Raw genomic sequence first — 13,262 nt, 5'->3', positions numbered from 1 at the left:
CGCGGAGACCATCCATGAAGACCGAGGTGCGCGTCGGACTGATCGTCGTCCTGGCCGCCGTCCTGTTCGTCGGACTGCTGGCCTTTCTGGGCCGGGGACTGTTGGCCGAACCCGGATATGAGATCCGGATTCGGTTCACCAACGCGGAGGGCCTGAGCCCCGGGACGGCCGTCCGCATGGCCGGCGTACAGATCGGCACCGTGCAGTCGCTGGCGTTGACGCCCGACAACCGCGCCGAGGTGCGCGTCCGCATCCGGCCCGGGGTGGAAATCGCCCGCGGCTCCCGGTTCTTCATCGCCACCAGCACGCTGCTGGGTCAGCGCTACCTCTCGGTGGAGCCCGCGCAGGTCGGTCCCCCGATCGACCCGGGGGAGGTGGTGGCTGGGGAACCGCCGTTCAGCCTGGACGCGATCTACCAGAGGATCGACGAGCTGTCCGCGGACCTACGGGCGGTGGTGCAGGAGGTGCGCAGCGTGGTCCGCAGCAGCCAGCAGGTCGTCGACAACCTGAACCTGACGGTCCTCGGTGTCCGCGACGTCGTGACCGATCCGGCGCTGCGCGCCTCGCTCCGCCAGGCCGCGACGAACGTCGAAGCCGCCACCAGGCGGCTGGATGGTCTCGTGGCGGCCGTGGGGACGGACGCCCGACAGACCGTGCGCAACCTGCGCGCGGTGTCGTCGGAGCTGGTGGGTATCGCCGAGCAGGTCCAGACCTTCGTCTTTGACGTCGCCGGTGACGGACAACTGGCAGCACAAATCCGACAGACGATGATCTCGATCGAGCGTACGGCCCGCCGCATCGACGAGATGGCCCGGACGCTGCAGGAAGGACTCGTCAACCCCGACCAGGTAGCAGAAGTCCGCGGCATCATCGCGGACGCGCGCACTGCGGTGCAAAAGGCCAGCGAGGTGCTGGACAAGGTGAGCAGTGGGGTTGACGCGGTCACCGGCTTCGTGCAGGGGATCCAGGCGGCCGTCCCGCTGCTGCCGAGCCTGCGGTTCTCCTACGGGCTCTGGTACGACAGCGCCACGGCGTTCCGCCACGACCTGGACGTGTGGGTGGCACACGGGCAGCCGCGCTACTATCGGCTGGGCCTCCACGACGTGGGCCGGGGCAACTACCTGAACCTGCAGGCTGGGTTCCGGCTGTCCGACACGTTGGGGTGGCGGGTGGGCCTCATCCAATCACACATCGGGCTAGGGCTCGACTACCAAATCGCGCACAACTGGCTGACCATGCTGGATGTGTACAATCTGAACCGACTCACGCTGGACCTCACGACGTACTACAGCTTCCAGCCGAGCTGGGCCATCTCGCTGCACCTGCGCGACATCCTCTACGATCGCTCCTGGGGCATCGGCGTTCAGTACCGCTTCTGAGCAGCCTCGAAGCGACGAGGGCGCCGCATCTGCGACGCCCTCATGTACCTCGGACGGCAGCAGAAGCGTTACCGCTTCTTCTTGGCGGTCTTCTTCGCCGTCTTCTTGGCGGAGGTCTTCTTGGCAGCTGCCTTCTTTCTCTTGGCCGCCATGGCTCGGTACCTCCTTTCCTGTGGTTTGTCCTACAAATACGAAGGCAGCCTGCAAAAATCCTTCTCGTCGCACGAGAAAAATCCACCGTACTGTTCGCGTCCGTGCCCGACGTTCACTCTGGTGTTTCCGTCAGGCGCGCCGCGTGGTACATGCCGATGCCGCGGCCCGCCACCGCCGAGGCCAGGTAGCCGAGGATGAACAGGAAGATCGCCTTCAGCACCAGGACCAGCGCGACGTTGAGGTTGGGTCCCTGTTGCGCGGTGGGTGCTGCGGCGAGTCCACCCAGCATGCCCCCGGTGAGCTCTCCGTAGGCCAGGTAGAACACCAACAGCAGCAGTGCCACGCCCACGACGAACACGACCATCCCCAAGATCCGTCCGGACGCATCCGGCGTGGGCGACGCCCTGTAGGTCATCCTCGCTCCCTCCTTTTGTCGTGATCGTGTCGCCCTGCACTGCACGTCTCGGGCCGTCCAGACCGAGAAGCGGAGTCGGGAGGGCTGGCCCCTGTGCGACGGGTCACTGGACCCTCGCGCCGTCCAGCGCACGCGGGCACAGCGGGCAGTCGTTGCGCTCCGGCAGACGGTCGATCGCCGCGAGGATCAGGTCGCGCAGCTTGGCGTTGTTGGCGGCGAACTGCTTCATCACCTCGTCGGCCGTCACCGGCGCGCGGTCGGGTTCTGTGGGAACACCAACGTCATAGTCGGTCACCAGCGAGATGTTCACGTAGCACAAGGCCAGTTCCCGCGCCAGCCAGGCCTCCGGGTACTGGGTCATGTTCACGACCTCCCACCCCTGGGACCGAAACCAGCGGCTTTCGGCCCGAGTCGAGAAGCGGGGCCCCTGGATCACGACGACGGTGCCGCGCTCGTGCAGCGGCAGGCCCATGGACCGCGCGACGTCCGCGACCAACGCCCGCAGCGTCGGACAGTACGGATCGGCCGCGCTGACGTGGGTGGTGACCGGACCGTCGTAGAACGTGTCGGTGCGCCCGCTCGTGCGATCGACGAACTGGTCACACAGGACGAAGTCACCGGGTCGCACGTGTGGCTGCAGACTACCCACCGCACACGGACCGAACAGCCACCGCACGCCCACCTCGCGCATCGCCCACAGGTTGGCCCGGAACGGGATTCTGTGGGGGGGAATCGTGTGGTGCCGTCCGTGGCGCGGCAGGAAAGCCACGCGGTGCGTACCGACGGTTCCGATCGTGATCGCGTCGCTGGGAGGGCCGTACGGCGTGTCGATCCTGTGCTCGGAGACGTCCTCCAGCAGACGGTAAAACCCCGACCCGCCGAAGACGCCCACATCGGCGTTCAGCACGTGCAACCCTCCTCGGGGAAGATCGAGCGCCGGCGCGGCAGCGAACCGGCAACACCGCCAGTTTACCATCCGCACCGCCCGATCGGCCGGTTGTGGCACGTGCCCCTAGCGCCGGGTCTGCTTGAGCCGGGCGATGTATAGCCGGGCGAGCTCTTCGCCAGACGCATCGGACCGCCCCTGCGCACCCGGCACCATCCAGCGGTCGGCCTGCGCGTACTCCGCGTCGGCCTGCGGGCTCGCGAGGCGACGGCGCAGGCGCAAGACCGCGGCGCCGACCACGGCGCCGACGACCGGGAGACGGCGCGCGGCGACTTCCAGTAGGAACAGACCCAGTGCTGCTGTGGCTAGCAAAGGCCACGTTTCGCGGACGTCCCGCCCGGCGCGAGCCCTCCGCATCGCATCCGCCGGGCGGAGCAGGACCGATCCGCCACCGACCTCGGCGATCCGCGCCAACAGGGACCCGTCCGCTCCCACGTCTCTCAGTTCCGGTGAGTAAGAGAGCACGACGGGCAGGGTCTCGGTCGCGATCACGCGCGGGCCGCTGCGAGCCGTGACCGCGAGGGCATACAGACCTGGACCGTCCAGGGGCACGCGCCCCTCGTACCATCCGGGTCCAGTCTGGCGCAGGTGCAACGCAGTGGCCTCGCGCCCGGCGACGACGGCTCCCACCGACAGTCCGTCGAGGTAGTCGCCGTCGGCGTCGCGCGCATCGACGGCCACGTGCAGCGAGGCGCCTTCCCACGCGGTGTGGACGTCGAGGGTTCCCCCAACGGGACGCATCGTCCATCGGACCGTCCGCGACCAGAAGCGCGCGAACTCCCGCCAACGGTGCCACTCCACCGACCAGCGCGGAACGGCGTCGGAGGTGAACGCGACCGCGCGCCCGAGCCCGTAGCGCCACGTGGCCAGGATCGGATCCCGTTGCGCCGACCGCAGGTGTACTTCCGCCGAGGGCTTCGGCGACGTCGCGACGTAGCCCCGCAGAGCGGGGACCTCCCCCAGTCCAGCCAGCAGGTCGGTGGCCTCGCGGCGCGGCACGAACCGCTCTTCCACGAGGTAGGCGCGCGTGGCGACCATCGCTTCCGCGACGAAGATTTGCGGGATGCTGTAGACATCGCGGGCCACGTAGTGCCGACCCCCACCCCAGGCCGCGAGGGAGGTCATGAACTTCACGTCGGCGTCCTTGCCCACAGATACGGTGCTGACCGTCATCCTCTCGGAGCGCATCTGCCGGGCCAGTCGCTCGAAGTCGCCCGGGTCGGTGTGTCCGTCGGAGAGCACGATGACGTGCTTGACCTTGACGTCGACGCCGGCCAGCGCCTCGCGCGCACCGGCAAGCGGCGGCCACATGTTGGTGCCCCCGCCGGCGCGCAGCCGCGCGACCTGGTCGATGATCCGTTCCCGGTGGCGCGCCTCGGTCAGCGGCACGAGCCAGCGGTACTCCTGATCGAACTGGATCACACCGATCAGATCGCGTTCTGCAAGCAGATCGATCACCGACTGCGCGGTCTCCTTGGCGAGTTCCACCTTGGCGGTTTCGGCGCCCAGCCCGGCCATGCTGCCGGAGGTGTCGAGGACCAGGACGATCGCCATGCTCGGCAGCGCCACGCGGTGGCGCACGTCCATGGTCACGGGGAGCGCTTCCTCCAGGGGCGTTTTGGCATATCCACCGACGCCGTAGGACCGCGGGCCGCCGACCGCCACCAGACCGCCGCCCAGGTCCCGCACGTAGTCGCGCAGCGCCTCCATCTGCGCGCGCGACAGCACCGTGGCCGTGACGTCTTCGAGCACGACGGCGTCGTAGCCCGCCAGCGCGGACGGGCGCGCCGGCAAGCGTTCGGCGGACGTACGGCGCACCCCCAGCCCCTGGGCACGCAGCACCTCGGGCAGGCCGCCTTGGCCCACGTACAAAACGGACGGCGGCCCCGCCACCCGCACGACCGCCTGCGCGCGGTTGTTCTCCCAGACGGTGTCCCGGTCCGGAATCACAGTCGCCACGAGCTCGAGCCAGCCGCCCGAGCGGGCCTGTACGGGGAACGCGACGGCGCTGAGGCCCACCGGGACGTGCGCGCGCCGCCGGCGGATCACCTCGCCCTGGGCGCGCAGTTCCACCTCCGCCATCTGCCCCCAGTTCGACCGCACGAGGACCCGGGCGACGAAACGCTCACCGGCACGCACCTGAGGCGGGACGACAATCTCCTCCGCCAGTACCTCGCGGGTGCGCCGGCGGGGCAGCGGCACGACGGACACCTCGATGCCGGCGGCCCAGGCGGACCGCGCCGCCTCCAGTGCCCGGCCGCCGTGGTCCAGGCCGTCGCTGATCACGACGATCCGGCGCCCGCCGGTCGGCGGCAGTGCACCGACCGCGGCGTCGATCGCCGCACCGATGTCGGTCTCCATCGGGCGCGGCCGCTGCGAAGGTCTGGGATCGAATGAGTCCGACGGCGCCTGTTCGACGACCGCCGTCCCGCCGAACGTCACCAGCCCCACCCGGTCGCCCGGCCGCCGCGCTGCGGCCGCCTCCGCCACAAACCGCTCGGCCGTGGCAGCCTGGTTGGCGTCGATGCTGTCAGACCGATCGAGCGCGAAGACGACGGTCAGGCGCGGGGAGCGGGCGACGACCTGCGGTCCGGCGAGCGCACCCACTACGAGCGCGACCGCCGCAAGCCGAAGTGGGAGGTACCTAGGCGGGGTGCGGGCCGCGCGCGCCGCCCGCCAAAGCACGGGCAGCAACACCAACAAGATCAGCGCCCAGGGCGCTTCGAACCGGATCACGGCTTCACCGTACGCACGGCACGCAGCGGACGCCGGACGTTGGGGCGCGCATACGCCCACCACTCAACCACGAGCAAAGCGAGCAGGCAGAGCAGCCCGACGGACGCCACCTCGCGCGCGCCGGATCGCCCGTCGACGCCAGTCGGCGGTGCGACCGGCAAAGCCGCCGGAACCGGGCTCAGCGACGACGGGCGGACCACGAACCTCCGCACGCGGTCGCCCGAGCGCAGCGTGTAGAGGCCCGCGCGGTCCAGCGGCGGCGTGACGAATCGCCTGTCTTGCGCGCGCAGTGTGACCTCTCCGTCCGGCCCCTGCAGCAGCGCCTCGCGGGCCGACCCCGCCGGCATCGTCAGCCGGTCTCCCGCCTCCACCGTCAGCGCCGACGCGCCCGACAGCCACTCCAGCGCGTTGACGAAGAACACGGGGAACGCAGGCCGCAGCGCGAAGTCGGATCGCTCCAGGTCGAACGCGACGACGATCAGTCGCCGGTCCCGATCCTCGTATCCCCAGACCAGGGGAAACTCGCCTTCCACCAGGGCCTCTCCGGACCGGCTCTCCAGGGCGAGCGCGTCGGTGATGCGCACCTCGCTCCAGTCCACGAACCGCGTCACCGGGTGCGTGTGCTTCCACCGTAAGATCTCCGGCCGCCGCAGCTCGCGCGACGCCTCGATCGGTACGTTGGTCGGCAGCGTGCGGAAGAGCAGATAGCTGCCCGCGGGCAGCGCGGCGGGAGGGGTCCGGTCCAGGATGACGACGTCGTAGACACCCCAGCGGGTCGGATCCACCTCGCGGGCCCGATCGCGGCGCGCCAGCGGCAGCGTCTCCAGCAGCCCGTCCAAAAAAGGGTTCACCCGCCCGACGACGAGGACCGACGGCATCGGACGCGAGGCGAGGGCGGCCATGCGGTTGTCCACACCCAGGTCGTCGCGCAGGGGGATGGCCGCTTCGACGACCTCCCCCTGGGGGATCGCGACCGCCGCCGTGGCCTCCTGCCCGGCCGGGACGACCACGGCCGTCGACGCCGTCGCGCGGCCGTCGACACTCAGCTGCAGCGGCACCTGCTCCGCCGCGTCGGTGTCGTTGCGGACCCGCACGACCGCGCGCAACTGCCCGTCGCCCGCCGGCGCGACCACCAGACCGGCGATGCCGAAGTTCCGGGGGCGGCCTGCGAACCGATGCGCCATGGCGCCGGCTGCCGCTCGGTCGGAGAACAGGTGCACGTGCAGGTGCCTGCCGGGTCGTGCCTGCGCGCGGGCTAGACGGACGGCGGCATCCAGATCGGCCGCGCCGTCGGTCGGCCGCAGCGATCGCAACGCCGCCACCGCGTCCTGCCGCCTGGAGGTCAGGGGAACGACCATGCGGGGGGAGCGTGCGGCGCCCACCACGGCGATCTGCTGGCCCCGGCCCAGCCCTGAAGCGAGAGCGATGGCCGCGCGGCGCGCCGCCTCGAACCGCGTCGGCCGGACATCGGTGCTCTGCATCCCTGCCGACAGGTCGACGACGATCACCACGTCGTCGCCCGCTGTGCCGGTGGTGGGGATCTGTGGCCTCGCCAGCGCGAACGTCGCGGCAGCGACCGCAAGGATCTGGAGCACCAACAGCAGGTTGCGCTCGAGTTGCCGCAAAGGCCGGTGCGCGAGACGATCGCGGCGCGCCGCCCTCCACAAAAACAGGCTGGGGACGGTGACCTCGGTGCGGCGGGCCCGCAGCAGGTACAGCAGGACCAGCAGCGGGATCGCCGCCAGCCACCACCACGCCGAGGGATTCAAGAAGTACACTGCCGCGACCCGTTACCTAACGAGTCCGCCCATCCGCATGTAGCGCAGCACCAGGTCGCGCACCGGTACGCTCGTCGTCGTCCGCAGGTACTCGATGCCGTGGCGGAAACAGAACCGCTCCACGTCCGCGAAGAACGCGTCGCGCGCGCGCTCGAACGCCTCCAGGGCGACGCCGTCCGCGGTCACGTCCACGGCGTCGCCGGTCTCGCTGTCCACCAGCCGCAGGTCGCCCTGCAGCGCCGGAGCGATCTCCTCGTCGGAGAGCACCTGCACCAGGAACGTCTCGAACCGACGGTAGCGCAACATCTTGAGCGGGGCCTCGAATCCCGACAGATCGAACAGATCGGTGATCAACACCGCCATCCCGCGGCGGCGCGTGCGCTGGGTGTAATCGCGGATCGCGCCCGCCAGCGAGGTGCCGCCGTGCGCCCCCTCTGATTCCAAGAAGGAGAACAGGTGCAGCGCGTGGTGACGGCCGCGCCGCGGCGGCAGAGCCCGACCGGCACCGTCGCGCACAAACACCGCACCGACGCGGTCGAGGTTCGCCAGCGCTACGTAGCCGAGCGCGGCGGCCAGGCGCCTGGCGTGATCGAGCTTGCTGGGGTTGCCGAACCGCATCGAGGCACTGGCGTCGACGATCAGATGGACGTCGAGGTCTTCTTCCTCTCGGAAGAGCTTGACGAACAGCCTGTCCAGGCGCGAGAGGACGTTCCAGTCCACGTAGCGGGTGTCGTCTCCCACCTGGTAGGAGCGGTAGTCGGCGAACTCGACGCCGCGCCCCAGCGTGAAGCTGCGCCGCTCGCCGTACGTGCCGCCGCGCACGCGGCGTCGCGCCAGCAGGCTCAGCTGCTCCAGGCTGCGCAGGAACTCGCTGTCGAGCAACGGCATGAGAACGTGCCCGCCCCGCTACGAGTCCCCGTCGGCCGATGACGGCGAGCCGATCTTCGTCTTCGGCACGAACTCGGGCGTCTCGCGCACCACCTCGTGCAGGATGTCATCGGGGTCGATGCCTTCGGCCTCCCCCTCGAAGTTCAACAGGATCCTGTGGCGCAGCGCCGGTCCGACGAGCGACCGGATGTCGTCGATGCTGACGTTCGCACGCCCGGAGGCCAGCGCGCGTGCCTTCGCACCGAGCAGGAGGGCCTGTGCTCCGCGCGGGCTGGCGCCGTACCGCACGTACCGCCGGGCCGCGCTCGCCGGACGGGGACCTTCCGGTTGCGTCGCCTCCACCAGACGCGCCACGTAACCGCGCAGGTGCGGCGCGACCGCAACCTCGCGGACCAGCGCCTGCATCGCGCGCACCACCGCCGCGTCGGCAGCTGCCCGCGCGTCCGGGACGTGGGCGCCCGTCGTCCGCTCAAGGATCTCGACGACCGCGTCGGCGTCGGGGTAGCGCACACGCAACTTGAACAGGAAGCGGTCCAGCTGGGCTTCGGGCAACGGATAGGTGCCCTCCATCTCGATCGGATTCTGCGTCGCCAGCACGAAGAAGGGTACGTCCAGTGGGTAGTGGACGCCCGAGACCGTGACCGCGTACTCCTGCATCGCCTCCAGCAAAGCGGACTGCGTCTTGGGCGTCGCCCGGTTGATCTCGTCCGCCAGAACGATCTGTGAGAAGATCGGACCTCGCTGGAATGCGAAGTATCTCCTGCCCTCCTCGTCTTGCATGAGCACGTTGGTCCCGACGATGTCCGCCGGCATGAGGTCCGGGGTGAACTGGATCCGCGCGAACCGCAAGTCCAGCGCCCTGGCCAGCGTCTTCACCAGCAGTGTCTTGCCCACACCCGGCACACCTTCGAGCAACACGTGTCCGCCGGCGAAGACGGCCAGCAGCACGTGGTCGACGACGTCGGCGTGGCCGACGATGACGGATTGCACTTCCTCGCGGACCCGGTGGTAGGTCTGCTGGAAACGGGCGACGTCCATGAAAACCTCCGAGTCGTCGGACGGTGCCGGGGATTCGCACTCGGGTCGGTGCGTTTGCCGATCGCCGGGCACGGTCACCGCCCCTGTCGGGCCAAGTGCAGGAAATAGCGGCGCACGATCTCGCGGTAGCTGCCCGGCACGCGGGCGCTGTGCATGGTCTCGTCCGCCTGGCGCACGATGCGCGGCGAGATCGCGACGGTCTGGGTCCGTACCTGCGTGCGGCGGGCTTCTGCTTCGACCTCGGCGCCGAACGTCGGGCCGCCGCCCTGCTGTCCGGCGAGGGCTTCCCGGCGGCGCTCGCCCGCGAGCCGTTCGGTGGGCGGGCCGGTATTCGCCGGCGCCTGCCCGGAGCCTGCCCGGCGTCCCTGGCGCGGGCCCTCGGGCGCCGGATCTTCGCCCACCTCGCCAGTGCCGCCGTCAAGCCGTTCGTCGCCGGGACCGACCCCCTCGCTGTCCCCCTCGCCGCGTCCCACCGCCTGCTCACCCACACCACCCCTCGGCGCCTCCGCGACCCGCTGGTGCGACCGGCGGACCCGCTCACCGGCCTGCTGCAGCAGGCCCTCTTCCTCCAGGAGTCTCTGGAGGTCGCGGAGGTCTTCTTCCGCCTGCTGGATCGCCCGCCGTGCGCCCGCGGTATCGTGGCGCCGCAGCCGCTGGTGGGCTTCGTCGAGGTGGCGGCGGGTCTGCACCGAGGCGTTTCCGCGCGACTGCTCGTACACGCTGCGCAGTGCCTGGCGGATGCGAGCGAGCTCCTGGGGCGAAGGGGTGATCTCCTCCAGCTGCTCGGCGAGTTCGCGCAGTTGCTTCGCCTGCGCCTCCACCGCCTCGGCGTTCGGCACAGGCGGTGGGGAGGTGCGGTCGGGCTGGGGCGAGGAGGGTGCGCCCATCCGCTGCTGGATCTGGGTGCGCGCCTGCTGGCGCGCCTGCTCGATGTGTTCGGCCAGCCGCTGCAGCCGTCCGAGAGCACCACCCCGTCCGATGCGCTCGGTCTGCAGCGCACGACCGACTTCCTCGGTCCGTGAAGCCGCCTCGCCGAGGCGGCGCAGCTGGCGCGCCCGCGCCGTCGCGACCATCCGGTGGGCTGTGTCCTCCAGCGCCCGGCCTTCCTGTCGGATCGCCTCCGCTGTCCGGCGGGCGGGTGTGTAGGGGAGGGTCGTACCCGCCAACAGGAACTCCCAGACCACTACGGCGGCCACCAGCGCGAGGATGCGCCGACCCGCAACCGGCGGCCGTAGCGCGATCGCGTCGCGGACCCTCACGCGCGCGGCGGCCCGCAGGGTGTCCTCTTCGAGGTAGTCCCGCAGCGCCGTCTTCGCCTGCCCGCTTTCCACCGCCAGCCACGTGGTCAGCCGGTCGTCCAGGCCGCAGCGTCGGTCCAGCACGAACGCCGCCCGGCTGACGGACGGAACGAGCACCAGCCGCCCGGCGCCCAGCGCGAGCGCCGCCGCCGCGGCGGCGCCACCCAGGACCCACCAGGCCGACACCTCGAAGGGCATGAGGAGGGTAAGCAGTTGCGCGCCCAGACCCACGGACAGGGCGAGGACGGCCGCCAGCGCCGCCGCGCCCACGGCCCGCCTCCAGGCCAGCCGGAGCCGGGCGTCGCGCAGCAGTCGTCGCACGGTCGCGTTCACGTCTCCGCTCGTAGGTAGGGGATGCGCCGGGCCGAACCCCAGAACGCCAGCGCACCGATCACCGTCGAGAACAGCGCACACATCGCGCGCAGTTCGCCCGCCACCCCCGGATGCACGGCCCGCACCGGTTGGAACGACGGAAAGCCGAGCAGAGGCAACAGACCGAACACGCCCGCCAACAGGCCCCACGCGGCCAACGACCGCACCAGGTCTCCTTCGACGGCGCCGGACAACCACGTCCCAATCGCGGCAAACCCCCAGACCACGGCGGCCACAACCCCTGCCTGCGCCGCAGCCACCCAGGGGCTGCCGTCGCGCAGCGCGTTCAGAAAGTAGAACGCCGGCCAGGTGGCCAGCGCCAAGTGGGCTGCGAATACGGCGGAGGTGATCGCCTTGCCGCGCACGATCTCGCCGGCCGAGAAGGGGGACATCACGAGGTCCGGCAAGGTCTTCTCACCCGGGATGGCAATCTCGCCGCTGCTGATGGCCACCGCCACATAGGCGGCCGCCACGAGGATCGCGATCGAGACCCCGCCGACGACCTGGCTGGGCGTCGCACCGTCGGCGTCGGGCGACAGCCCCAGCAGTGTCGCTAGGCAAACCAGGAGGGCGAACACCGCCTGCACGCCCACGCCTTTGCCCGTCCCGAACCGAGCCCTCAGGTCGCCGCGGACGACGGCCAGCTCGTTCACCGGATCCGACCCGGGATCACGACCCACCAGCCGCCCCCGAACCCCTCGCGCTCGACCACCACGACGGGATGGTTCTTCATTATAGTACCTGCTTGAGGGATCCATGCCCGCAGCGTTCTCAGGCCCGGGTGGCGCGCTTCCACGGGCCTCCAAGCGCCCGTATCCAGTCGGTGGCGACCCTGCAGACGGCCGAGCGGGATCATCCGATCCTGCCAAAACAAAGTCCCCTCTCCCAAATCGGCCAGCGGACCCACCGTGCGGAGTTCGGTCTCGTCGGCGCTGAGTTCCACCTCCAGCCGTCGGGGTGCGACGCCGTCCCACCACAGCCACAGGCGGTCGCCGGCCCGCTGCTTAGCTTCTATGCGAACACGGTCGGGCAGCACTTCGACCTCCGCGTCCTGAAAGCCGCCGACCACGGCCGGATGGGAACCCGCCGACAGTGTGTAGATGAAGCGTCCCCCATACGCCGACACCTGGACCCCGCGAGCCCGCGTCCACTCGACGCCTTCCACGACGACGCTCAGCGCTTGGATCTGGGGAGACCCGGAGATCTCGCGCGCACGCTGGGACATGTGCCGCAGGCCGGCGGTCGCGAGCGCCGCGACCAGCGGAATGGCCAGCCAGCGCCCCCGGCCCAAGCCGGCGAGCGCCACCGCCGCAACCCATAGGATCCAGTACGCCAGCAGACCCGCTGCGGCTGGCCCAAACGCCGCGCGAGATACCACCTCCAACTCGTCCAGTTCAGGAGGTTGTGGCGGGGCAGGCAACGCCAGCCGCCACAACGGTGAGCCCGGTGGCACATCGACCAGCTCGGGCGCCCACAGCGTCACGGATCCCAGGCCGCGGGCGGCCGTGACGCCGAGCAGGACCGCACCTTCCCAGATCGGCTGCGTTCCCGGATCGCGCTGGATCTGCCGAATCGTCACCTCTCCGCCCCCCAGCGACCGCACGCCCCGCACCACGCTCTCGCGGCCGGTGTACGTGCCAGGCAACAGCCAGGCCGCCAGCGGCCCATCGGGGAGTGCGCCGGCGACCAGGACCCGTCCTCCGTGCAACACCCACTCCCGCAGCGCCGACCGCTGGTGCTCGTTGAGGATACGCTCGTTGAGGTTGGTGACGATCAACAGGTCCAGGGAGGCGTAGGCCACCGCGTCCTCCGGCAGGTCCTCCTCCCGCAAGTGAGCGACGGCCCGGCGGCGCACGGGGTCGGCGAGTCGGCCCGCGCCCCCGGTGCTGTCGCCGACCTCCGCCAGGAGCGTCGCCGCGGTGCGCGCCGGACTGACCGCCAGCTCCTCGGACGCCACGACCACCTGCCCCCGGATCAGCGACAGGACCGGTGGGCGTCGGCTGTCGCGCACGAGAGCGGGGAACCGGACGATGCGACTCCCCCCTGCGCCGACCTGCACGGGGCGGGAGACCCGAATGTGCTGACGCCCCGCCTCCTGCGGAAGGTCCACGACCAGCCGACCCTCAAGCGTACCCGTAGAGCGCAAAGTCACCGTGATCGGGTTCCACGTTCCCGGTTTGATCCAGCCGTCCCAGCCGAGCCGGCCGGAGACCTGCACGGCAGTCTGTCCAGCCGGCGCAAGCGTCCCTGCGAAGACCG

The 13,262-nt window shown here is 70.6% G+C and carries 10 protein-coding genes; 1 reads left to right on the top strand and 9 read right to left on the bottom strand.

Annotated features, from left to right (window positions below; all coding sequences use genetic code 11):
* Nucleotides 1-14: 14 nt before the first annotated feature.
* Nucleotides 15-1,379: an MlaD family protein gene (locus QN163_09175; protein ID MDR5684184.1), complete on the top strand. Its 1,365-nt coding sequence runs from the start codon at nucleotides 15-17 to the stop codon at nucleotides 1,377-1,379.
* A 265-nt stretch (nucleotides 1,380-1,644) separates the two neighbouring features.
* Here QN163_09175 and QN163_09170 read toward each other — a convergent pair whose 3' ends face one another.
* From QN163_09170 to QN163_09130, 9 genes are all read right to left on the bottom strand, one after another.
* Nucleotides 1,645-1,947: a hypothetical protein gene (locus QN163_09170; GenBank protein MDR5684183.1), complete on the bottom strand. Its 303-nt coding sequence runs from the start codon at nucleotides 1,945-1,947 to the stop codon at nucleotides 1,645-1,647.
* A 103-nt stretch (nucleotides 1,948-2,050) separates the two neighbouring features.
* Nucleotides 2,051-2,851 (bottom strand): S-methyl-5'-thioadenosine phosphorylase, encoded by an 801-nt coding sequence (locus tag QN163_09165; protein MDR5684182.1) that lies wholly within the window; start codon nucleotides 2,849-2,851, stop codon nucleotides 2,051-2,053.
* A gap of 108 nt (nucleotides 2,852-2,959) precedes the next feature.
* The gene (locus tag QN163_09160) at nucleotides 2,960-5,629 is read right to left on the bottom strand and encodes a VWA domain-containing protein (GenBank protein MDR5684181.1); all 2,670 of its coding nucleotides are present in this window, start codon (nucleotides 5,627-5,629) and stop codon (nucleotides 2,960-2,962) included.
* Nucleotides 5,626-7,398: a VWA domain-containing protein gene (locus QN163_09155; GenBank protein ID MDR5684180.1), complete on the bottom strand. Its 1,773-nt coding sequence runs from the start codon at nucleotides 7,396-7,398 to the stop codon at nucleotides 5,626-5,628. The genes QN163_09160 and QN163_09155 overlap by 4 nt, the downstream gene beginning before the upstream one ends.
* Nucleotides 7,399-7,419: 21 nt before the next feature.
* Entirely contained in the window at nucleotides 7,420-8,295 is an 876-nt protein-coding gene (locus QN163_09150; GenBank protein MDR5684179.1) for a DUF58 domain-containing protein, read from the bottom strand.
* A gap of 18 nt (nucleotides 8,296-8,313) precedes the next feature.
* Nucleotides 8,314-9,333, bottom strand: a complete 1,020-nt coding sequence (locus tag QN163_09145) for a MoxR family ATPase (GenBank protein MDR5684178.1) — start codon at nucleotides 9,331-9,333, stop codon at nucleotides 8,314-8,316.
* Between the two features lie 74 nt (nucleotides 9,334-9,407).
* The gene (locus QN163_09140; protein ID MDR5684177.1) at nucleotides 9,408-10,964 is read right to left on the bottom strand and encodes a hypothetical protein; all 1,557 of its coding nucleotides are present in this window, start codon (nucleotides 10,962-10,964) and stop codon (nucleotides 9,408-9,410) included.
* The gene (locus QN163_09135) at nucleotides 10,961-11,683 is read right to left on the bottom strand and encodes a hypothetical protein (protein ID MDR5684176.1); all 723 of its coding nucleotides are present in this window, start codon (nucleotides 11,681-11,683) and stop codon (nucleotides 10,961-10,963) included. Before QN163_09135 ends, QN163_09140 begins: the two co-directional genes overlap by 4 nt.
* Nucleotides 11,653-13,221: a hypothetical protein gene (locus tag QN163_09130; GenBank protein ID MDR5684175.1), complete on the bottom strand. Its 1,569-nt coding sequence runs from the start codon at nucleotides 13,219-13,221 to the stop codon at nucleotides 11,653-11,655. The genes QN163_09135 and QN163_09130 overlap by 31 nt, the downstream gene beginning before the upstream one ends.
* Nucleotides 13,222-13,262: the final 41 nt, after the last annotated feature.

The organism is Armatimonadota bacterium (genome assembly GCA_031432545.1).
Taxonomy (GTDB): Bacteria; Sysuimicrobiota; Sysuimicrobiia; order Sysuimicrobiales; family Sysuimicrobiaceae; genus Caldifonticola; species Caldifonticola tengchongensis.
The sequence above is the reverse complement of the archived record's forward strand: the minus strand, read 5'-3'. Positions and strand labels throughout refer to the sequence as shown.